Genomic DNA, 21,859 nt, shown 5'->3' with positions numbered 1-21,859 from the left:
CGTTCAACGCCAGGCGATGACTTATATCGCCGACACAAAATTTCCAGGAATCGGGGACAGTCCCCGGTTTTCAAAATATTTCCTGGATGCGGGGTGATCGGCCGCCTCATGGTGTCGGCAAAGGTCAGCGGCCAGCCCGCGTCTTGACCAGGATCTTCTGGATCTCGCCATTGCAGGCCTTCGACAGCCGGGCATATTCGGCCGGCGCGTCGATCGCCGCCTGCACCGCTTCCACCTTGGCCATCTCGGCCTTGATGTAGGGCAGCCAGCCGGAGTCGATCTCGAAGGACAGGGCCGTGCGCGCGGTGCCGCTCGGCGCGTAGAACGGCTTGCCGCCGAAGCGCTTGGCCAGCGCGGCGGCGACGGTTTTTTCCACCTTCGGCAAATGATCCATGTAGGCCTGCATGTGCCGCATCTCGTGCGCCAGGATTTCCCGGTAGCCGCAGGTACCGGCCGGGAACTCGCTGCCCACGTAGATCTTCACCGGCGCATAGGTCAGCTGCACCTTCAGCCGCGGCGCGATGCATTCGTAGCCGGTGGCCGGGTCTTGCAGCATCGCCCCTTCCGCCCCGATCTGCACCATCGATTCGGTGCGCGTCAGGCCCAGCACGAATTCGTTGCGGCGCGCGACGCCCTTCATCGTGGTCAGCATCTTGTAGGACAGCTGCGTGTTGATGGTGTAGCCGTTCTGTCTTGCCGAGAACACCGAGACGGTCTTCGTGATCGTATCCTCGCAGCGTACCTGGAAGGCGGTGCGCGCCGGGGCGGCCTGCGCCTGCGCGGGCAGCCACGGCAACGCCAGCGGAACAAGCACCAGCAAACGAGGCAGCGGACGTGGCAACAAGCGTGGCAACAAGCGCGGCAAAGGACGCGGCGGAAAGCTCCCCGGATGAAGCGGCAGCGGCGAAACACGCGGCATGGTCAGTCCAGCTTCCAGTCTCCGCGGTGCAGCTTGTCGAGCCAGAGGGTGCCGATGATCGTCTTTACATCCGTGATGCGGCCGCTGCGAACCCAGTCCAGCAGCTCGTCGAGCGTTGCGGTAATGCATTCGACGAATTCGCCTTCGTCCAGCTTGGCCGGGCCGGGCTTCAGGCCGCGTGCCAGGTACAGGTCCAGGTGCTCGTCGGAATAGGCGATGGCGTTGTGGATGGTGGTGACGAAATGCCATTCGGTGGCGGTGTAGCCGGTTTCTTCTTCCAGCTCGCGCTTCGCGCATTCCAGATGGTCTTCGCCCTCGTCGATCTTCCCGGCCGGGAATTCGATGAAGACCTGCTCGTTCGGGTAACGGAACTGGCGCTCGACCAGGATACGGCCATCGTCCAGCACCGGCAGGATGGCCACCGCGCCCGGGTGGCGGATGTATTCGCGGTGGGTGATGGCGCCGTTGGGCAGCCGCACACGGTCTTTGTGAATCTTGAGGAAACCGCCGTCGTAGGCGATGCCGCCGTCGATCTTCACTTCCTTCAGGTGAGCATCGTCGCTCATGAACGCTCCTGTGATCGTAAAAGCCACAGTGTAGCAGCGCGGGAAGGCAAGTGAAGCCGCGGTGGCGGGCCGCCGCCGCTCAGTGCTTCTTCTTCAGGTAGCGGACGACGAAGCCGGGGAAGGCGAGGACGATGAACATGCAGGCGCTGATCGCGTAGAACTCCCACGTCTGCGGGAACACGGTACCGATGCGCCCTTCCAGCGCGCGGCCGATGCCGCCGACGATGAAGAACAGCACCGTCAGTTCGAGCAGCCGCACGAAGAAGGGTTTGACGGGCGCCTGCCCTGCCGCGCCTTTCAGCGCGACCACGGAAAACAGGCGTTCGTTGAAGAACGGCAGGTTGGCCAGCACCAGTGCCAGCAGGATGACCAACCAGGCCGAGGCGCCGACGTCCATCGATTACGACGCCAGCGTCTTGCTCATCGCGTGCATGCACGCGTTCAGCAGCGGGCCGGGCACCACGCCCAGCACCACCACCATCAGGCCGTTCAGGCCCAGCACGATGTTCTTGTCGCCGGCAACGCGGATCGGTGCCGTGTCGCTCGGCTCGTCGAACCACATCACCTTCACGACGCGCAGGTAGTAGAACGCACCCACCAGCGACGCCATCACGGCGAACACCGTCAGCCACAGGTGGCCGGTCTTCAGCACCGATTGCAGCACGGTCAGCTTGGCCATGAAGCCCATCATCGGCGGCACGCCGGCCAGCGAGAACAGCAGCACGGTCATCAGCAGCGCATACCAGCCGGAACGCTTGCCCAGGCCCTTGAAGTCGGCCAGTTCCTCGGCTTCATGCCCGGCGCGGGCCAGCACCATGATCAGGCCGAAAGTGGCCAGCGTGGTCAGCACGTAGGTGATCGAGTAGTACATCGCCGAGCTGTAGGCGGCCGACGCATTGGACTGGTCGGTGCCGACCACGCCAGCCATCATGCCCAGCAACACGAAGCCCATCTGTGCGATCGTGGAGTACGCCAGCATGCGCTTCAGGTTGGTCTGCGCGATGGCGGTCAGGTTGCCGATCACCAGCGACATGACGGCCAGGATCAGCAGCATCTGCTGCCAGTCGAAGGCCAGCGGGATCAGGCCTTCCACCAGCAGGCGCACCACGATGGCGAACGTGGCCAGCTTCGGCGCGCCGCCCAGCAGCAGCGTGACGGCGGTCGGCGAACCCTGGTAGACGTCCGGTACCCACATGTGGAACGGCACGGCGCCCAGCTTGAATGCCAGGCCGGCCACCACGAACACCAGGCCGAACACGAGGATCGTGTTGTTGATGGTGCCGGCGGCGATCTTGGCCGACATCGTGCCCAGGTCCAGCGTGCCCGTCGCGCCGTACAGCATCGACATGCCATACAGCAGGAAGCCGGAAGCCAGCGCGCCCAGCACGAAGTACTTCATCGAAGCCTCGGTGGCGTTGGTGTTGTCGCGGCGCAGGGCGACCAGCGCATACAGCGACAGCGACATCAGTTCCAGGCCCAGGTAGATGGACAGGAAGCTGCTTGCCGAGATCATCACCATCTGGCCCAGCGTGGCGAACAGCGCGAGGCCGTAGAACTCGCCGCCCAGGTTACCGCTCAACATGCCGCGGTCCGTCGTGTACTGGCGCGCATACACCAGCGTGACACCCACCGACAGGTAGGTGAACAGTTTCAGCAGGTTGCCCATCGGGTCGGACACGACCATGTTGTTGAACGCATAGGTCGTGGTGCCGGCGGCGAAATCGCCGTACGTGATGAACGCCGTGCCGGCCAGGGCCAGCAGCGACAGCATGTACGTGATGTTCCGTTTCGCGGCAGGCAGGTACACGTCGATCAGCAGGATCGCCGAGGTGGCGATCAGCAGGAAGATCTCGGCGTAGATCGGTGCGAGATTGGTATCGGTCGGATTCATAAAACTAAGGTCCTATCTGCAATCATTGGGCCAGCTTGGTCTGCGACACGTGCTGCAGCAGGTCGGCCACCGAGGTTTGCATCGTGTCGGTGAACGGCGCTGGATACAGGCCCATGTACAGGGTCGCGATCGCCAGGAGACCCAGCATCAGGAATTCGCGGTTGTTCAGGTCGACCAGCTCGGCCACGTGGTGGTTCGCCACCTTGCCGAAGATGACGCGCTTGGCCATCCACAGCGAGTAGGCGGCGCCCAGGATCAGCGCGGTCGCGGCCAGGATGCCGGTCACGAAGTTGAACTGCACGGCACCCAGGATCACCATGAATTCACCCACGAAGCCGGAGGTGGCCGGCAGGCCGCAGTTGGCCATGGAGAACAGGATGAAGAACGCGGCGAACTTCGGCATCTTGTTGACGACACCGCCGTAGTCGGCGATCTGGCGCGAGTGCGCCTGGTCGTACAGCACGCCGATGCACAGGAACATCGCGCCGGACACGAAGCCGTGCGAGATCATCTGCATGATGGCGCCCTGCGTGCCCATCGCGTTGAACATGAAGAAGCCCAGCGTGACGAAGCCCATGTGCGCGATCGACGAATAGGCGACCAGCTTTTTCATGTCCTTCTGCACCAGGGCCACCAGGCCCACGTAGATCACGGCGATCAGCGACAGCACGATGACCATCGGCGCCAGGTACTGCGAGGCATCAGGCGTGATCGGCAGGGAGAACCGCAGGAAGCCGTAGGCGCCCAGCTTCAGCATGATCGCGGCCAGCACGGCGGAACCGCCGGTCGGCGCTTCCACGTGCACGTCCGGCAGCCAGGTGTGCACCGGGAACATCGGCACCTTCACGGCGAAGGCCATGAAGAACGCCAGGAAGATCGCCACCTGCTCGGTCATCGTGAGCGGCAGCTGGTGCCATTCGAGGATGTTCCACGAACCGGACTTGTTGTACAGGTAGATGATCGCGACCAGCGTCAGCAGCGAGCCGAGGAACGTGTACAGGAAGAACTTGAACGCCGCGTACACGCGGTTGGCACCGCCCCACACGCCGATGATGATGTACATCGGGATCAGCGTGGCTTCGAAGAAGAAGTAGAACAGCAGGCCGTCGAGCGCGGTGAACACGCCGATCATCAGGCCGGACAGGATCAGGAACGCACCCATGTAGTGGGCCACGCGCTCCTGGATCACTTCCCAGGCGGAGATCACGACGATGATCGTGATGAACGCGGTCAGCGGCACGAACCACAGCGACAGGCCGTCGATTCCGAGGAAGTAGTGGATGTTGAAGCGCTCGATCCACGGGCTGCTTTCGGCGAACTGGATGCCGTGCGCGGCATTGTCGAACTGCGTGAACAGCGGGATCGTCGGCAGCAGCGAGACGATCGAGCCGATCAGTGCCAGCACGCGTACCAGTCCGGCGCGCGAATCGCGGCCGATCGCCAGGATGATGACGCCGAACAGGATCGGCAGCCAGATCGACAGGCTGAGGTAAGGAGGAAGATTATTAATCGTTGACTGCATCTTTTATCTCTTTTGCGTGTGGCGTTAGGCGTGCCAGAACGGCAGGAAGTACACCAGGAAGCCCAGGATGCCGATGATCATCACGAACGCGTAGTGGTAGATGTAACCCGTCTGCGCCAGGCGCGTCAGCGACGAGAACCAGCCCACCAGCTTGGCCGAACCGTTGACGACGAAGCCGTCGATGATGGCGCGGTCGCCCACCTGCCACAGGCCGTTGCCCAGCACGCGCGCGCCCTTGGCGAACACGGCCTGGTTGAACGCATCCATGTAGTACTTGTTGTCCAGCAGCGTGTGCAGGAACTTGAACTTGTCATAGAACCATGCCGGTACGCGCGGGTTCACCATGTAGCAGTAGTACGACGCCACGACGCCGGCCAGGGCCAGCCAGAACGGTGCCGTCTGCAGGCCGTGGAGGGCCATCGCGACGGGGCCGTGCCACATCTTGTTCAGCTCGGCCATTGCAGGATGCTTGGCGGCGTCGACGGTGATGACACCGTTGAAGAAGTCGCCATGCAGCATCGGGCCGGCGGCCAGGAAGCCGATGATCACCGAAGGAATCGCCAGCGCGGCCAGCGGGAACCAGACGACGAACGGCGACTCGTGCGGTTTCTCGCCCGGTGCCAGGCCATGGTGGCCATGGTCGTCGTCTTCCTCTTCATGGTGCGCGTCCGAATCGTGCAGCGCGTGCGGGTCGCCATGGGCGGCCTTGGCCGTCGCGTGGTCGTGATGCTTGGCATGATGGTCGTCGTGGCCGTGCGCATGGGCTTTACCGAAGTTTTCCGGACCGTGGAACACGCGGAAGTACATGCGGAACGAGTAGAACGCCGTGATGAACACGCCGGCCAGCACCGCGAAGTTCGCGAAGCCGGCGCCCGGCAGGTTCGTGGCGTGCACCGCCTCGATGATCGAATCCTTCGAGTAGAAGCCCGAGAAGAACGGCGTGCCGATCAGTGCCAGGGAACCCAGCAGCGACGTGATCCACGTGATCGGCATGTACTTGCGCAGGCCGCCCATGTTGCGCAGGTCCTGGTCGTGGTGCATGCCGATGATCACGGAACCGGCGCCGAGGAACAGCAGCGCCTTGAAGAACGCGTGCGTCATCAGGTGGAACACGGCCACCGAGTAGGCCGACGCGCCCAGCGCGACGGTCATGTAGCCCAGCTGCGACAGCGTCGAGTAAGCCACCACGCGCTTGATGTCGTTCTGGATGATGCCCAGGAAGCCCATGAACAGCGCGGTGATCGAGCCGATGATCAGGATGAACGACAGTGCCACGTCCGACAGTTCGAACAGCGGCGACATGCGCGACACCATGAAGATGCCGGCGGTAACCATCGTCGCGGCGTGGATCAGTGCCGAGATCGGGGTCGGGCCTTCCATCGAGTCCGGCAGCCACACGTGCAGCGGGAACTGGGCCGATTTGCCCATCGCGCCGATGAACAGGCAGATGCAGGCCACCGTGATGACCATCCAGTCGGTGCCCGGCAGCGTCGCGTTGACCAGCAGGTCTTTCTTGGCGAACGCTTCCTGGTAATCCATCGTGCCCGTATAGGCCAGGATCAGGCCGATGCCGAGGATGAAGCCGAAGTCGCCCACGCGGTTCACGAGGAACGCCTTCATGTTGGCGAAGATCGCGGTCGGACGCTTGTACCAGAAGCCGATCAGCAGGTACGACACCAGGCCCACCGCTTCCCAGCCGAAGAACAGCTGCAGGAAGTTGTTGGACATCACCAGCATCAGCATCGAGAAGGTGAACAGCGAAATATACGAGAAGAAGCGGTTGTAGCCTTCGTCCTCGGCCATATATCCAATGGTGTAGATGTGCACCATCAGCGACACGAAGGTCACGACGCACATCATCATCGCGGTCAGCGAGTCGATCTGGAAGCCCACTTCCAGGTTGACGCCGGCCACGGTCATCCAGCGGTAGACCGTTTCGTTGTAGGCGATGCCTTTCACGTCCATCACTTGCATGAAGACCTGGAAGGAGATCAGGAACGCGACCAGCACGCCCAGGATCGTTGCCGCCGTGGCGACCTTGCGGTTGACCACGTTGCCGAAGAACTTCGTGCCCAGCAGGCCCGCGATCGCGGACCCCGCCAACGGCGCGAGGGGAACAGCGAGGAGAAGGTTAGGGTTAAGCCCCGTCATGATGAACCTATCTGTTTATTATTCGAGGGTTAAAAACTAGCCTTTGAGGCTGTCCAGGTCTTCGACGTTGATGGTGTCCAGGTTACGGAACATCAGCACGAGGATCGCGAGGCCGATTGCCGCTTCCGCCGCCGCCACCGTGAGGATGAAGAACACGAAGATCTGCCCCGCCGCGTCGCCCAGGAAGTGGGAGAACGCGATGAAGTTGGTGTTCACCGCCAGCAGCATCAGTTCGATCGCCATCAGCAGCACGATGACGTTCTTGCGGTTCAGGAAAATACCGACGATCGCGATCGCGAACAGGATCGCGCCCAGGACCAGGTAATGTGCCAGTGACAGGGTCATGGTGCCTCCTTGGTTGCTACGGTGGACGCGACTTCCTTCTTGACGGCGTCCATCTTGACGATCTTCAGGCGGTCGTTGCGCTTGACGCGCACGGCTTCGCCCGGATCGAAGTACTTGATGTCCTTGCGGCGGCGCAGCGTCAGCGCGACAGCGGCGACGATCGCCAGCAGCAGGATCACGGCGGCCACTTCGAACGCGTAGATGTATTGCGTGTAGATCAGCAGGCCCAGCGCCTTCGTGGTGCCGATCGTGTTGGCCGCTTCAGGCACCGGCGTTTCCACGCCGAAGCTGCGCCACAGCACGGAAGCCATCTCCAGCACGATGATGCCGCCGACGATCGAGGCCACCGGCAGGTAGCTCCAGAAGTTCTTGCGCAACTCGGTCTGGTCGATGTCGACCATCATCACGACGAACAGGAACAGCACCATCACGGCGCCCACGTAGACGAGCACCAGCACGACGGCGAGGAACTCGGCTTTCAGCAGCATCCAGATGCCGGCTGCCTGGAAGAAGGCCAGCACCAGGAACAGTGCCGCCGTCACGGGGTTGCGCGCCGTGATCACGCGTGCCGCGGAAACCACCATGATGGCCGCGAACACGTAGAACAAAACGGTTGTAAAAGTCATGTGTAAGTCCGATCCAGATCAGCGGTACGCGGCATCCGCGGCGCGGTTGGCGGCGATGTCCGCCTCGTAGCGGTCGCCGACAGCCAGCAGCATCTCCTTGGTGTAGTACAGGTCGCCCCGCTTTTCACCGTGGTATTCCAGCACGTGCGTTTCGACGATCGAGTCGACCGGGCACGATTCTTCGCAGAAGCCGCAGAAGATGCACTTGGTCAGGTCGATGTCGTAGCGCGTGGTGCGGCGCGTGCCGTCGTCGCGTTCGTCGGATTCGATCGTGATCGCCATGGCCGGGCACACCGCTTCGCACAGCTTGCAGGCGATGCAGCGTTCTTCGCCGTTCGGATAGCGGCGCAGCGCGTGCAGGCCGCGGAAGCGCGGCGACATCGGCGTCTTCTCTTCCGGGTACTGCACCGTGATCTTGCGCGAGAACATGTACTTGCCCGTCAGCGCGAGGCCCTTGATCAGTTCGGTCAGCATCATGCTGCCGATAAAATCTTTTACTCGAGTCATTTTTGCGCTTCCTTACTTCCAGATGTTCCACGGCGTCTGCATCCAGGTCGCGACGAGCACGAGCCAGAACAGCGTGAGGGGAATGAAGACCTTCCAGCCCAGACGCATGATCTGGTCGTAGCGGTAACGCGGGAAGGTACCACGCACCCAGATGAACAGCGACACGATCAGGAACGTCTTCACGAACAGCCAGAAGAAGCCGCCGAAGCCGCCGCCGAATTCCAGGAAGGCGAACGGTGCGGACCAGCCGCCCAGGAACATGATCGATGCCAGCGCGCCGACGAGGATGATGTTGGCGTATTCGGCCAGCATGAACATCGCGTACGACATGCCGGAGTACTCCACCATGTGGCCGGCGACGATTTCCGATTCACCCTCGACGACGTCGAACGGTGCGCGGTTCGCCTCGGCCAGGCCGGAGGTCAGGTAGACCACGAACAGCGGCAGCAGCGGCAGCCAGTTCCACGACATGAAATTGACGCCCATGTCGGCGAAGCGGCCGGTCTGCTGGCTGACCACGATGTCGATGAAGTTCAGCGAGCCGGACACCATCAGGATCACGACCAGCGCGAAGCCCATCGGGATCTCGTACGAGATCATCTGCGCCGAGGCGCGCATGGCGCCCATGAACGAGTACTTCGAGTTCGACGACCAGCCGGCGATGATGATGCCGTACACCTCCATCGAGGTGATCGCCAGCAGCACCAGCAGGCCGGCGTTGACGTTGGCCAGCACGGCTTCCGGGCCGAACGGCACCACCGACCAGGCGGCCAGCGCCGGCATGATGGTCATCACGGGGCCGATCACGAACAGGCTCTTGGCCGCCTTGGTCGGCACGACGATTTCCTTCAGCAGCATCTTGATGCCGTCGGCCATCGGTTGCAGCAGGCCCATCGGGCCCACGCGGTTCGGGCCGATACGGATCTGGATGAAGCCGATCAGCTTGCGCTCCCACAGCGTGGCGTAGGCCACCATGCCGAGCAGCGGCATCAGCACGCACAGCAGCTTGATCATCGTCCACACGAACGGCCAGGCCGAACCCAGCGCATCGGCGCCGGCGGTGTTGATGGTATTGACGAATTCCAGTGCCATTATTTGCCCTCCCCTGCTGCAGTTCCAGCTTTGGCCACGGAGATCGGGCCAAACATGTCACCCAGCGTCGCGGTCGAAGCGTGGGCCGCGGAGACGCGCACCACGTTGGCCGGCAGGCCGGCATCGACGCGCGCTTCCAGGATCGCGGAGCCGGCGCCTTGCAGCACCTGCACCATGTCACCGGTCTTCACGCCGATCTGTCCGGCCAGCGCGGCCGAGATGACCGCCTTCGGCGCCTGCGCGTCGACGGTGGCCTGCAGCGGCGGCGAACGGCGCACCAGTGCGTCGGCGAAGTAGATCGGCACGTCGGCGATGCGTTCGAGCTTGTCGCCGGCGCCGAACAGGGAAGACTTCAAAGCAATAGTCGACACGTTCGACAATTTAGCGGAGACGTCGGTCACGCCGGCGCCCAGCACTTCGTCGCGGACCGATTCCGAGGTTTCGTAGTCGAAGCCCGGCAGGCCGAGGATGTTGCCCAGCACGCGCAGCACTTTCCAGGCCGGGCGGGCTTCGCCCAGCGGTTTCACGGTGCCGTTGAAGCTTTGCGCGCGGCCTTCGCAGTTCACGAAGGTACCGGAGGTTTCGGCGAACGGCGCGACCGGCAGCAGCACGTCGGCATAGTCCGCGCCATGCTTGAAGGCGGACATCACCACGACCATCTCGGCGCCCTTCAGCGCGGCCACGGCCTGCGCCGGGTTGGCGGCGTCGAACTCGGGCTCGGCGTTCAGCAGCACGTAGGCCTTCTTCGGCGTGGCGAAGGCGGCTTCGGCTTTCTGCGAGAACGCGCCGGCGATGTAGCCGCCGACGGTGTTGGCCGCTTCGGTCAGGTAACCGAGCTTGGCGCCGGTCGCGTTGGCGATCCACTGCGCGGCGGCGGCGATGGCCGACGCTTGCGGGTGGTGCACGGCGGCGTTGCCCAGGAAGACAGCTTTCTGTTCGCCGGACAGCAGGCTCGCGGCGGCCGCCTTGGCGGCGTCATTGAACTCGCCGGAGAAGCCGCTTGGCGCCGCTTCGCCCTTGGCCGATGCGATGGCGGAGACGATGCCCGACAGCGCGGCCAGCCAGTCGGACGGCGCGGCCACGATATTGTTGGCCACCGTGATCAGGCTGTCGTCGCGGGTGGCGTGGATCAGCGTCAGCTGGCCGCCGTTCTTCACGGCGGCGCGCAGGCGCGATGCCAGCAGCGGGTGATCCTTGCGCAGGAACGAACCGATGACCAGCGCCCGTTGCAGGTTCGACACGTCGGCGATCGGCATGCCCAGCCACGGCGTGACCTGGCCGTCCAGCGCGAAGTCGGTCTGGCGCAGGCGGAAATCGATGTTGTCCGAACCGATGCCGGAGGCCAGCTTCTTCAGCAGTGCCAGCTCTTCCAGCGTGGAGTGCGCGGTGGCGTAGGCGGCGATCGCTTCGGGGCCATGTTCGTGACGGATATTCTTCAAGCCGTGCGCGACATATTCCAGCGCGGTCTGCCAGTCGACTTCCTTCCATTCGCCGCCCTGCTTCAGCATCGGCTGGGTCAGGCGTTCGGCGGAATCCAGCGCTTCGTACGAGAAGCGGTCCTTGTCGGAAATCCAGCACTCGTTGATCGCTTCGTTTTCCAGCGGCAGCACGCGCTTGACCTTGCCCTGCTTGACCTGAACGATCAGGTTGGCACCCAGGCCATCGTGCGGCGAGACGGATTTGCGGCGCGACAGTTCCCAGGTGCGGGCGCTGTAGCGGAACGGCTTCGACGTCAGCGCGCCCACCGGGCACAGGTCGATCATGTTGCCGGACAGCTCGGAGCTGACGGCTTCGCCGACGAAGGTGGTGATCTCGGCGTGTTCGCCGCGGCCCAGCATGCCCAGTTCCATCACGCCGGCCACTTCCTGGCCGAAACGCACGCAGCGGGTGCAGTGGATGCAGCGGCTCATCTCCTTCATCGAGACCAGCGGGCCGGCCTCTTTCGGCACGACGACGCGCTTTTCTTCCTCGTAGCGGGAGTTGTTCTTGCCGTAGCCCACGGCCAGATCCTGCAGCTGGCACTCGCCGCCCTGGTCGCAGATCGGGCAATCCAGCGGGTGGTTAATCAGCAGGAATTCCATCACCGACTTCTGCGCCTGAACGGCCTTCTCGCTGTGCGAGCGCACGATCATGCCCGCGGAGACGGGAGTGGCGCAGGCCGGCAGCGGCTTCGGCGCCTTCTCCACCTCGACGAGGCACATGCGGCAGTTCGCTGCGATCGACAGTTTCTTGTGATAGCAGAAGTGCGGGATGTAGGTTCCCAGTTTGTTGGCAGCGTCCATCACCATTGAACCCGGTGGGACTTCTACCTTTTTGCCGTCAATTTCGATTTCAACCATGATCAACGCTTTAGAAGGCCGACACAGGCACCAGGCAGTGCTTGTGCTCGACGTGATATTCGAATTCTTCGCGGAATTGCTTGATGAACGCGCGCACCGGCATCGCCGCGGCATCGCCCAGCGCGCAGATGGTGCGGCCCTGGATGTTGTCGGCGATCGAGTTCAGCATGTCCAGGTCGGTCTGGCGGCCCTGGCCGTGCTCGATGCGGTGGATCATCCGGTACATCCAGCCCGTGCCTTCACGGCACGGCGTGCACTGGCCGCACGATTCCTCGTAGTAGAAGTACGACAGGCGTTCCAGCGCCTTGACCATGCAGCGCGTCTCGTCCATCACGATCACGGCGCCGGAACCCAGCATCGAACCCGCCTTGGCGATCGAGTCGTAGTCCAGGTCGGTCTGCATCATGATCTCGCCGCGGATCACCGGGGCGGACGAACCACCCGGGATGACGGCCTTGATCTTCTTGCCGCCGCGCATGCCGCCGGCCAGCTCCATCAGCTTCGCGAACGGCGTGCCGAGCGGAACTTCGTAGTTGCCCGGACGCTCCACGTCGCCGGAGATCGAGAAGATCTTCGTGCCGCCGTTGTTCGGCTTGCCCAGGCCCAGGTAGTTCTCGGCGCCGATGTTCAGGATGAACGGTACGGCCGCGAAGGTTTCCGTGTTGTTGATCGTGGTCGGCTTGCCATACAGGCCGAACGAGGCCGGGAATGGCGGCTTGAAGCGCGGCTGGCCTTTCTTGCCTTCCAGCGATTCCAGCAGCGCGGTTTCCTCGCCGCAGATGTAGGCGCCGTAGCCGTGGTGCGCGTGCAGCTGGAAGCTGAACTCGCTGCCCATGATCCGGTCGCCCAGGAAGCCTTCGGCGCGGGCTTCTTCCAGCGCTTCTTCAAAGCGCAGGTAGTCCTGGAAGATCTCGCCGTGGATGTAGTTGTAGCCCACGGTGATGCCCATCGCATACGCGCCGATGGCCATGCCTTCGATCAGCGAATGCGGGTTGTAGCGGATGATGTCGCGGTCCTTGAACGTGCCCGGCTCGCCTTCGTCGGTATTGCAGACGAGGTATTTCTGGCCCGGGAACTGGCGCGGCATGAAGCTCCACTTCAGGCCGGTCGGGAAACCCGCGCCGCCGCGGCCGCGCAGGCCGGACGTCTTCAGCTCGGCGATGATCTGCTCGGGCGGGATCTTTTCTTCCAGGATGCGGCGCAGCGCCGAATAGCCGCCACGCTTCACGTAGTCGGCCAGGTGCCAGTTGTCGCCGTTCAGGTCCTTCAGGATCAGCGGATTGATGTGGCGGTCGTGGAGGGAAGTCATTTCTTCAGTTCCTCCACCAGCGCGTCGAGTTTGTCGTTGTTCATGAAACTGCACATGCGGTGGTTGTTCACCAGCAGCACCGGCGCGTCGCCGCAGGCACCCATGCACTCGCCTTCCAGCAAGGTGAACTCGCCGTCGTCGGTGGTGTCGCGGTAGTCGATGCCCAGCTTCTGCTTCAGGTGCTCGCCGGCCTTCACGCCGCCGCTCAATGCGCACGGCAGGTTGGTGCACACGGTGATCTTGTGCTTGCCGACCGGCTTCAGGTTGTACATGTTGTAGAAGGTCGCGACTTCCTGCACGGCGATGGCCGGCATGCCGATGTAGTCGGCGATTTCCTTCATCGTTTCAGGCGACAGCCAGCCCAGTTCGACCTGGGCATGAGCCAGCGAGGCCATCACGGCCGACTGGCGCTGGTCGGCCGGGTACTTGGCCAGCTCGCGGTCGATTTTTTTATAGCACTGCTCGGATAACATAATCTTTTCCTGCCTCGTTAGCGGTCGATACTGCCGAACACGATGTCCTGCGTGCCGATGATGGTGACGGCGTCGGCGATCATGTGACCGCGCGCCATTTCATCCAGGCTTTGCAGGTGCGTGTAGTCCGGCGTACGGATCTTCAGGCGGTACGGCTTGTTGGCACCGTCGGAAACGATGTAGATGCCGAATTCGCCCTTCGGGTGTTCGATGGCCGTGTAGACCTCGCCCGGCGGTACGTGGAAGCCTTCCTGGAACAGCTTGAAGTGGTGGATCAGCGATTCCATGTTGGACTTCATGTCCACGCGCGACGGCGGAGCGACCTTGCGGTTGTCCGTCATGACCGGGCCCGGGTTGTTGCGCAGCCATTCGATGCACTGCTTGATGATGCGGTTCGACTGGCGCAGCTCTTCCACGCGCACCAGGTAGCGGTCGTAGCAGTCGCCGTTGGTGCCGATGGGGATGTCGAAGTCCATCAGGTCGTACACTTCGTACGGCTGCTTCTTGCGCAGGTCCCACTGCACGCCGGAGCCGCGCAGCATGGCGCCGGTGAAGCCCATCGCCAGCGCGTCTTCCGGAGTCACCACGCCGATGCCGACGGTACGCTGCTTCCAGATACGGTTATCGGTCAGAAGCGTTTCATATTCGTCGACATAGCCGGGGAAGCGGGTCGTGAACGCTTCCAGGAAGTCCAGCAGCGAACCCTGGCGGTGTTCGTTCAGGCGGTCGATTTCCTTCTGGCTGCGGATCGACGACGGACGGTGCTTCGGCATCGCGTCCGGCAGGTCGCGGTACACGCCGCCCGGGCGGTAGTAGGCCGCGTGCATGCGCGCGCCGGATACCGCCTCGTAGCAGTCGAACAGGTCTTCGCGGTCGCGGAAGCAGTACAGGAACGGGCCCATGGCGCCGACGTCCAGCGCGTGCGCGCCCAGCCACATCAGGTGGTTCAGGATGCGGGTGATCTCGTCGAACATCACGCGGATGTACTGGGCACGAAGAGGAACCTCGATGCCCAGCAGCTTCTCGATGGCCAGCACGTAGCCGTGCTCGTTGCACATCATCGACACGTAGTCGAGGCGGTCCATGTACGGCACCGACTGCAGGTAGGTCTTCTGCTCGGCCAGCTTCTCGGTGGCGCGGTGCAGCAGGCCGATGTGCGGGTCGGCGCGCTGGATCACTTCGCCGTCCAGCTCCAGCACGAGGCGCAGCACGCCGTGCGCTGCCGGGTGCTGCGGACCAAAGTTCAGGGTGTAATTCTTAATCTCAGCCATTATTTCATCCCGTATTTTTCTTCCCGGATCACGCGCGGCACGTTTTCGCGCGGCTCGATCGTCACGGGCTGGTAGATCACGCGGCCCTGTTCGGCGTCGTAGCGCATTTCCACGTAGCCGGCGACCGGGAAGTCCTTGCGGAACGGGTGGCCGATGAAACCGTAGTCGGTCAGGATGCGGCGCAGGTCGTTGTGGCCTTCGAACAGGATGCCGTACAGGTCGAACGCTTCGCGCTCGTACCAGTTGGCGGCACGCCAGATGTCGGTGATCGACTGCACCAGGGGCATCTCGTCGTCCGGGCAGAACACGCGCACGCGTACGCGCCAGTTGTGCTTGACGGACAGCAGGTGCGTGACGGCCGCGAAGCGCGGGCCTTCCCACGTGCCTTCGCCATAGGCGGAATAGTCGATGCCGCACAGGTCGATGAAGGTATCGAATCCGAGTGCGGCATTGTCGCGCAGCGTCTGCATCACTGCGTGGTAGTCGTCGGCCTTGACGACCAGGGTGATTTCACCGAGGGCCACGCTGAGCGTGACGCGCTCGCCCAGGGCGCCGGTAATGGCGCCTTGCAAAGCTTCCAGTTGTGTTGTCATATATCTTGAGCGCCCCGTTACCGTGCAATCGTATTGGTGCGCTTGATCTTGTTTTGCAGCTGCATGATGCCGTACAACAGTGCCTCGGCGGTCGGCGGGCAACCCGGCACGTAGACGTCGACGGGCACGATGCGATCGCAGCCGCGCACGACGGAGTAGGAGTAGTGGTAGTAGCCGCCGCCGTTGGCGCACGAGCCCATCGAGATGACCCAGCGCGGTTCCGGCATCTGGTCGTACACCTTGCGCAGTGCCGGCGCCATCTTGTTGCACAGCGTGCCGGCCACGATCATCACGTCGGAGTGACGCGGCGACGGACGGAACACGACGCCGAAGCGGTCCATGTCGTAACGGGCAGCGCCCACGTGCATCATTTCAACCGCGCAGCACGCCAGGCCGAACGTCATCGGGAACATCGACCCGGTGCGTGCCCAGTTGATCAGCTTGTCGGCCGAGGTGGTGATGAAACCTTCGTTTAATACGCCTTCAATAGCCATGGCTTATTCCCAATCAAGGGCACCTTTCTTCCAGATATACCAAAAACCGACGACGAATTCAGCGATGAACACCATCATCGTCACGTAGCCCTGCCAGCCCAGTTCGCGCATGGAGACGCCCCATGGGAAGAAGAAAGCCGTTTCAAGGTCGAACAGAATGAAGAGGATTGCGACGAGGTAGTAACGCACGTCGAATTTCATGCGCGCGTCTTCGAAGGCTTCGAAGCCGCACTCGTAGGGGGAGAGCTTCGCCGCGTCGGGGCGATATGGACCCAGCAGACGGCCCAGTACCTGGGGGGCTACACCGACACCGATGCCGACCAGGATAAATAGAAGTACGGGGAAATAAGTTTCGAGGTTCACGATAGGGTCACAGCTGTTGTTGAACGACCGGTTGGCGAGGTACCACACCGTTGCGGTGCGGTCTGGAAGCTCGACCCCTATCGAATGCTGAGACGGGGACCGAACGACACATCCTCGTAAAAAAACCAGCTAGAGGCTGTGAGGACAAACTCCTGGGCCTTTTGCTGGCTTCTCAAATTTCTGGTGCCGACGACGAGACTCGAACTCGTACAGCTTGCGCCACTACCCCCTCAAGATAGCGTGTCTACCAATTTCACCACGTCGGCATTAAGGCCGCTATTCTACTCGTCTTTGCGCCGTTTGTTAATGTCAATTGCGCGATATCAAGGAGAAAAACGGCAAAAACTTCAAAATTATTCGTTTTACTTCGGTACTGCGGGCGCGGGAGCCGTTGCCGGCGCAGCGCCTTCAGTGACACCTTCAGTGGCACCCGTTGCAGCGCCTTCGGTCGTGGCAGCCGGCACGCCGGCGTTCGAGGCAGGTGGCACGCCGGCATTCGCTGCCGGTGCTGCCGGCGCAGCAGGCGCCGCCGCCGGAATGGCCGCCGAACCCTTGACCGGCACGGTCACGTTCTGCAGGATGCCGCCACCGCTGTTCGCGGTACGGCCATTGGACATCACCGCCAGCCCGAGCGTCGCACCGAAGAAGATCGCCGCCGCCAGCGCCGTCGACTTCGACAGGAAGTTCGACGAACCGCTGGCACCGAACAGGCTGCCGGACGAACCGGAACCAAACGCGGCGCCCATGTCGGCGCCTTTGCCGTGCTGCATCAGCACGAGGCCGATGATGGCCAGCGCCGATAAAACCTGTACTACCACGACCAGATTGAACAAGGTGTTCATGCTATTCCATTCTCAATTTTAAATGCGCGGGCTTGCGGCCCGCCTACCCCACCCGTTACCGGGATGTTCCTGCACTGCCGGCCGATTGGCCGTTCAGTTAATATCCATTATCGGCACGCCAACCCGGCAATTACCAGATTCGCTACCCGGCCATTGCCAGCCGATTACCAGCGATTACCGGGCAATAGCTGGTCGATAGCTGGGCAATAACCGATTCAAGCCGCGCTTACCGCCCGGTTACCACATCACCGGCAGGCAATTACCAGCCGTTACTAATCCGGCATTACCGCTGGCGTTCGAAAATCATTTGCCGCCGAATTTGCTGCTTGATTTGCTGCTCAGTTTCCTGCTTTTGCGATGCCCAGGAAATCCTGCGCCTTCAGCGATGCGCCACCGATCAGGCCACCGTCGATATCGGCCTGGGCCATCAGATCTCCCGCATTCTCGGGCTTCATGCTGCCGCCGTACAGGATCTGCAACTTCGCCGCCGCCTCCGCGCTGCGCACCGCCACCTGCTTGCGCAGCGCGGCGTGCACTTCCTGCGCCAGCGCCGGCGTGGCCGTCTTGCCGGTGCCGATCGCCCACACGGGCTCGTAGGCCAGCACGATCTTTTCCAGCGCCGGGTTTTCCAGCACGTCGAGCACCGCTTGCAGTTGCGCGCATACCACGACGTTGGTCCTGCCCGCCTCGCGCTGCTCCAGCGTTTCACCCACGCACACCACCGGGGTCAGCCCGGCGTTGAGCGCGGCAAGCGCCTTTTGCGCCACCAGCTCATTGCTTTCGTGGTGGTACGCGCGGCGCTCGGAGTGACCGACGAGCACGTAGCGGCAACCGAATTCCTGCAGCATCGAGGCCGCCATCTCGCCCGTGTAGGCACCGGCGGCATAGGCCGACACGTCCTGCGCGCCCCACGCGACCGGCGTTCCGGACAGCTCCGCCTGGCACTGCGCCAGGTACGGCGCCGGTACACACACTGCCATATCGGCATTGCCGGCGGCATGGCCTGCGACGATCCCGCGTAATAATACAGAATTGCCGGCAAGGCTGCCGTTCATCTTCCAGTTTCCGATGACGAGTTTGCGACGCATGGCTGTCCGAGTTGTTTGAGTTGTAAGGTAACCCGGGATTGTAACGTGCTCGGCAATACAGGGTCAAACCCGCAATCGTCAATTCGATGAGCAAGCCTGCGGGTCACTATAGCGCCCTGCCGTGACAGCCCGGTGACGCCGCCTTGCGGCGCTCAGGTCACCTGCAGCATGATCTTGCCGACGTGGGTGCTGCTCTCCATCAGCTTGTGCGCCTCGACCGCCTGCTCGAGCGGGAAGCTCTCATAGATCACCGGGCGGATCTTCTTCGCCTCCAGCAGCGGCCACACCTTGTCGCGCAGCTGGTGGGCGATCGCGGCCTTGAATGCCACCGAGCGGGGCCGCAGCGTGGAACCGGTGACGGTGAGGCGGCGGCGCAGCACCTGGCCCATGTCCAGCGTGCCCTTGGCGCCGCCCAGCAGCGCGATGATGGCGATGCGGCCATCGTCGGCCAGGCAGTTGATCTCGCGCGGCAGGTAATCGCCGCCGACCATGTCGAGGATGACGTCGACGCCGTTGTCGCCGGTGAGCTGCTTGACGCACGCGGCGAAATCCTCGCGCCGGTAATTGATGCCCCGCTCGGCGCCCAGCTGCTCGCAGGCGCGCGCCTTGTCGTCGGTGCCCGCCGTGGCGAACACGCGGTGGCCCAGCGCGCTGGCCAGCTGGATCGCCGTCACGCCGATGCCGGAGGTGCCGCCCTGCACCAGCAGCGATTCGCCGGGGCCGAGCCGGGCGCGGTCGAAGACGTTGCTCCACACGGTGAAATAGGTTTCCGGCAGCGAAGCGGCTTCGATCAGGGACAGCCCATGCGGCACCGGCAGGCACTGCTCGACCGGCGCGACCACATATTCGGCATAGCCGCCGCCCTGCACCAGCGCGCAGACCAGGTCGCCCGCGCGCCATTCGCTGTTGGCGAAATCACCCTCGACCACCTCGCCCGCCACTTCCAGGCCCGGCAGGTCGGACGCACCCGGCGGCGGCGCGTAGCTGCCGAGGCGCTGGAACACGTCCGGGCGGTTGATGCCGGCCGCGTGCACGCGGATCAGCACTTCGCCCGGACCGGGCTGGGGCTTGTCGCGGTAGCACAGCCGGAGTACGTCCGGCGGACCGGCCTTGGTGATCTCGATTGCGCGCATGGTCATCCTTTCAGGGAAAGGGCGATTTTAGCGCGCCGGCCGAAAAACCGGGGACAGGCTCCGATTTTTGGGAAAGATTGCCTGGAAAACTGGGTCCGTCCCTGTTTTTCCTGGAAACCGGGGACAGGCTCCGATTTTGGGAGAAGATTGCCTGGGATGGGTGTTCCAGCGTCGAATTGTCCAGAGGGCGTGATACCCGGTAGATCATTGAGTCGCTGTCCCCTGGTTGGGGATTACCCGCAAGCAGTGCTTCGCGAAGGTGCGGCCATGTAGGGCCGCACCGCTCGGCCAGCACGAAGCGTTGCTTCGCGAAACCCGACTCGAATGCTCATGCATCCAGCCGCAGCCTTGCAAGGCTGCGTCGTTCGGCGAGCGCGAAGCAGTGCTTCGCGAAACCCTACTCGAATGCTCATGCATCCAGCCGCAGCCTTGCAAGGCTGCGTCGTTCCGCAGGCGCGAAGCAGTGCTTCGCGAATTCCCTGCTTCACCCACCAGTGCGCGAGGTGCGGGGGAGTGGCTTGCCGGGGCGCCAGGCGGCGGAGAGGGCCTGGCCTTCCTCGATCTGTTCGGGCGTCATCTTCTTGGCGACGGCGGTGCGCTGTTCGGCGGCGTTGGGGTTGCCGCCAGCAGCGGCCAGGTTCCACAGCATGTAGGCGATCACGTTATCCTGCGGCATGCCGCCGATGTGGTACCGGTACATCAGTCCCAGCACCTGCTGCGCATCCGGGTGGCCCTGCTCGGCCGCCTTGCGGAACCACGTGACGGCCTGCCGGTGATCCTGGATCACGGCGTTGCCGGTGTAGTACATGGCGCCGACCACATACTGCGCGTCGGCCTTGCCCTGCAGCGCGGCGCGGCGGTGCCACATCAGCGCCTGCCGGTAGTCCTGCTGCACGCCGCGGCCCATGTAGTACATCAGGCCCAGCAGGTGCTCCGCGTCGGCGTTGCCGGCCCGCGCCAGCGGCAGGATTTCCTTGTAGGCGAGCCCGTAGTTGCGGTTGTTGTACGCGGTCGCGCCCTCGGCAAAACCGGCGATCGCGCTGCCATGCAAGGCCAGCGCGATCACGGTGGAGGCGGCGAGCGCCATCATGAAACGTCCTAGTTTTTTCATCGCGAGAATGGGATTCGTTCTTTTACTTGTTCCGTCTCGTCCGGAGCCAATGTCCGGTCACGTTGTTTTTTGTCGCTACTTCCAGCTGACCTTGCCGAGGCCATCGACGCTGACGTTGCGGTTCAGCGGCTTGCCATACACGGTGACCGAGCCGAGGCCGGACAGGTGCAGGTTGGCGTTGGTCCGCGCATTCACCGTCGCATTGCCCAGGCCGGACAGGTCGATGTCCACCGAATCGGCCTGGAACTGCTGCGCATTCAACCCACCCAGCCCGCCCAGCGACGCGCGCAGCTGCTTGCTGGTGCCGCCCAGCGTCACGTAGCCGGCGCCGCGCAGGTCGAGTTCCACGTCTTCGCCATCGGCGACCCACACGTGCATGCTGCCCATGCCGCACAAGGTCGCCCTCAGGCGCCGGTACGCGCTGACGATCTTCATGCTGCCGGCGCCGTCGAGCGTGATGTCGATCTCGTCGCCTGAAAAACCGGAGACTTCCGTGCTGCCCACGCCATCGGACACCACTTCGCGCAACTGCGGCAGCACCAGTTCGGCGCGCAATCCCGCGCGGCGAAGCTTGCCGTCATTGGTATCGCTGTCCAGCTGCAGCGTATCGCCCGTCTGCACCGCGATCGCCTTGTCGACGAAGCGCCGGTCGCCGATAATCCGCAGCGACGGTTCGGCACCCTGCATCAGCCTCAGGTCGATCACCCCGTCGAGCTTGACGCGCACCACCCTGGCGTCGATGGTCCTGGTTGCGGTGGCTTCCTCGGCGCTGGCCGCGCCGAGCATCAGCCACAGGGTCGTCATCAGGAGGGCAAGGCTGAGTGGTTTGTGCATGGTGCTTCCTGTTCTCGGGTTGATTGCTCAGCGGGCGGCGTGCGCCGGCTGGACCCGGAAGGGGCGACAGGTAATGTGTGCGGTGATCATGGCGTGCTCCTTCCGGGTATGTTGGGTCGATGCTGCCATGGTAGCCCGGACGGCGCCCGGTGGCTCGCCGGTTGCGACGAAATGCAGGAATCGCGGTGCGGACGACGAAATCGGGGCCCTGGCCGCGCCTTCCACGCCGCATGCCACCCGGCGCACCGCCATCTTCACGCAACAACGGAAGCGGGCACCACGGGGCCTTCCGCCGCCAGCGGGCGCCATTCCACCGCTGTTTAGTAAAGGCGATTAAACAGCAACGGCATTTTGGGAATTGCTTGATCTTGCTTTTTTAAAAATGAATAC

General features: G+C 63.3%; 22 protein-coding genes and 1 tRNA gene. All 23 read right to left on the bottom strand.

The annotated features are described in order from the left end of the window. Nucleotides 1-124: 124 nt before the first annotated feature. Nucleotides 125-814, bottom strand: a complete 690-nt coding sequence (locus EYF70_RS06725) for a hypothetical protein (RefSeq protein WP_229420886.1) — start codon at nucleotides 812-814, stop codon at nucleotides 125-127. Between the two features lie 107 nt (nucleotides 815-921). Then, nucleotides 922-1,485 (bottom strand): NUDIX domain-containing protein, encoded by a 564-nt coding sequence (locus tag EYF70_RS06720; RefSeq protein WP_131144718.1) that lies wholly within the window; start codon nucleotides 1,483-1,485, stop codon nucleotides 922-924. Between the two features lie 79 nt (nucleotides 1,486-1,564). Then, nucleotides 1,565-1,882, bottom strand: coding sequence for a DUF2818 family protein (locus EYF70_RS06715; protein ID WP_131144717.1), 318 nt, complete (start codon nucleotides 1,880-1,882; stop codon nucleotides 1,565-1,567). Nucleotides 1,883-1,885: 3 nt separating this feature from the next. Beyond that, nucleotides 1,886-3,376 carry an NADH-quinone oxidoreductase subunit NuoN gene (gene nuoN / locus EYF70_RS06710; protein ID WP_131144716.1) on the bottom strand — a complete coding sequence of 497 codons (1,491 nt, stop codon included), beginning with the start codon at nucleotides 3,374-3,376 and terminating at the stop codon, nucleotides 1,886-1,888. Between the two features lie 22 nt (nucleotides 3,377-3,398). Next, nucleotides 3,399-4,898 (bottom strand): NADH-quinone oxidoreductase subunit M, encoded by a 1,500-nt coding sequence (locus EYF70_RS06705; protein ID WP_131144715.1) that lies wholly within the window; start codon nucleotides 4,896-4,898, stop codon nucleotides 3,399-3,401. 24 nt (nucleotides 4,899-4,922) lie between these two features. Beyond that, entirely contained in the window at nucleotides 4,923-7,049 is a 2,127-nt protein-coding gene (nuoL, locus tag EYF70_RS06700) for an NADH-quinone oxidoreductase subunit L (protein WP_131144714.1), read from the bottom strand. Between the two features lie 36 nt (nucleotides 7,050-7,085). Then, nucleotides 7,086-7,394, bottom strand: a complete 309-nt coding sequence (nuoK, locus tag EYF70_RS06695; RefSeq protein WP_131144713.1) for an NADH-quinone oxidoreductase subunit NuoK — start codon at nucleotides 7,392-7,394, stop codon at nucleotides 7,086-7,088. Then, the gene (locus EYF70_RS06690) at nucleotides 7,391-8,020 is read right to left on the bottom strand and encodes an NADH-quinone oxidoreductase subunit J (RefSeq protein WP_131144712.1); all 630 of its coding nucleotides are present in this window, start codon (nucleotides 8,018-8,020) and stop codon (nucleotides 7,391-7,393) included. Before EYF70_RS06690 ends, nuoK begins: the two co-directional genes overlap by 4 nt. An 18-nt stretch (nucleotides 8,021-8,038) precedes the next feature. Beyond that, nucleotides 8,039-8,527, bottom strand: a complete 489-nt coding sequence (gene nuoI, locus EYF70_RS06685) for an NADH-quinone oxidoreductase subunit NuoI (protein WP_130188321.1) — start codon at nucleotides 8,525-8,527, stop codon at nucleotides 8,039-8,041. Nucleotides 8,528-8,539: 12 nt separating this feature from the next. Then, nucleotides 8,540-9,619: an NADH-quinone oxidoreductase subunit NuoH gene (nuoH, locus tag EYF70_RS06680; RefSeq protein ID WP_131144711.1), complete on the bottom strand. Its 1,080-nt coding sequence runs from the start codon at nucleotides 9,617-9,619 to the stop codon at nucleotides 8,540-8,542. Further along, on the bottom strand, nucleotides 9,619-11,958 hold the full coding sequence (gene nuoG, locus EYF70_RS06675; RefSeq protein WP_131144710.1) for an NADH-quinone oxidoreductase subunit NuoG: 2,340 nt from the start codon (nucleotides 11,956-11,958) through the stop codon (nucleotides 9,619-9,621). Before nuoG ends, nuoH begins: the two co-directional genes overlap by 1 nt. 10 nt (nucleotides 11,959-11,968) lie before the next feature. Then, a complete protein-coding gene (nuoF, locus tag EYF70_RS06670; RefSeq protein WP_131144709.1) occupies nucleotides 11,969-13,267 on the bottom strand; it encodes an NADH-quinone oxidoreductase subunit NuoF in 1,299 nt (432 codons plus the stop codon). Continuing rightward, the gene (gene nuoE / locus EYF70_RS06665; RefSeq protein WP_131144708.1) at nucleotides 13,264-13,740 is read right to left on the bottom strand and encodes an NADH-quinone oxidoreductase subunit NuoE; all 477 of its coding nucleotides are present in this window, start codon (nucleotides 13,738-13,740) and stop codon (nucleotides 13,264-13,266) included. Before nuoE ends, nuoF begins: the two co-directional genes overlap by 4 nt. 17 nt (nucleotides 13,741-13,757) lie before the next feature. Further along, the gene (locus tag EYF70_RS06660; protein ID WP_131144707.1) at nucleotides 13,758-15,011 is read right to left on the bottom strand and encodes an NADH-quinone oxidoreductase subunit D; all 1,254 of its coding nucleotides are present in this window, start codon (nucleotides 15,009-15,011) and stop codon (nucleotides 13,758-13,760) included. After that, a complete protein-coding gene (locus EYF70_RS06655) occupies nucleotides 15,011-15,604 on the bottom strand; it encodes an NADH-quinone oxidoreductase subunit C (RefSeq protein WP_131144706.1) in 594 nt (197 codons plus the stop codon). Before EYF70_RS06655 ends, EYF70_RS06660 begins: the two co-directional genes overlap by 1 nt. Nucleotides 15,605-15,621: 17 nt before the next feature. After that, entirely contained in the window at nucleotides 15,622-16,098 is a 477-nt protein-coding gene (locus tag EYF70_RS06650; protein ID WP_130188314.1) for a NuoB/complex I 20 kDa subunit family protein, read from the bottom strand. Nucleotides 16,099-16,101: 3 nt separating this feature from the next. Then, nucleotides 16,102-16,461, bottom strand: coding sequence for an NADH-quinone oxidoreductase subunit A (locus EYF70_RS06645; RefSeq protein WP_131144705.1), 360 nt, complete (start codon nucleotides 16,459-16,461; stop codon nucleotides 16,102-16,104). Between the two features lie 181 nt (nucleotides 16,462-16,642). Next, a tRNA-Leu gene (locus EYF70_RS06640) sits at nucleotides 16,643-16,727 on the bottom strand. A 96-nt stretch (nucleotides 16,728-16,823) separates the two neighbouring features. Next, the gene (gene secG / locus EYF70_RS06635) at nucleotides 16,824-17,303 is read right to left on the bottom strand and encodes a preprotein translocase subunit SecG (RefSeq protein ID WP_131144704.1); all 480 of its coding nucleotides are present in this window, start codon (nucleotides 17,301-17,303) and stop codon (nucleotides 16,824-16,826) included. Between the two features lie 338 nt (nucleotides 17,304-17,641). Then, nucleotides 17,642-18,391, bottom strand: coding sequence for a triose-phosphate isomerase (gene tpiA, locus EYF70_RS06630; RefSeq protein ID WP_131144703.1), 750 nt, complete (start codon nucleotides 18,389-18,391; stop codon nucleotides 17,642-17,644). Nucleotides 18,392-18,543: 152 nt separating this feature from the next. Beyond that, entirely contained in the window at nucleotides 18,544-19,524 is a 981-nt protein-coding gene (locus EYF70_RS06625; protein ID WP_131144702.1) for an NAD(P)H-quinone oxidoreductase, read from the bottom strand. A 484-nt stretch (nucleotides 19,525-20,008) separates the two neighbouring features. Continuing rightward, complete coding sequence (locus EYF70_RS06620; protein WP_229420727.1) at nucleotides 20,009-20,614, bottom strand: tetratricopeptide repeat protein; 606 nt, start codon at nucleotides 20,612-20,614, stop codon at nucleotides 20,009-20,011. A 96-nt stretch (nucleotides 20,615-20,710) separates the two neighbouring features. Beyond that, nucleotides 20,711-21,469: a GIN domain-containing protein gene (locus EYF70_RS06615; RefSeq protein WP_131144700.1), complete on the bottom strand. Its 759-nt coding sequence runs from the start codon at nucleotides 21,467-21,469 to the stop codon at nucleotides 20,711-20,713. Between the last annotated feature and the right edge of the window lie 390 nt (nucleotides 21,470-21,859).

It is taken from the genome of Pseudoduganella albidiflava (assembly GCF_004322755.1).
Lineage (GTDB): Bacteria > Pseudomonadota > Gammaproteobacteria > Burkholderiales > Burkholderiaceae_D > Rugamonas > Rugamonas albidiflava.
This window is presented reverse-complemented; position numbering and strand designations above follow the sequence as displayed.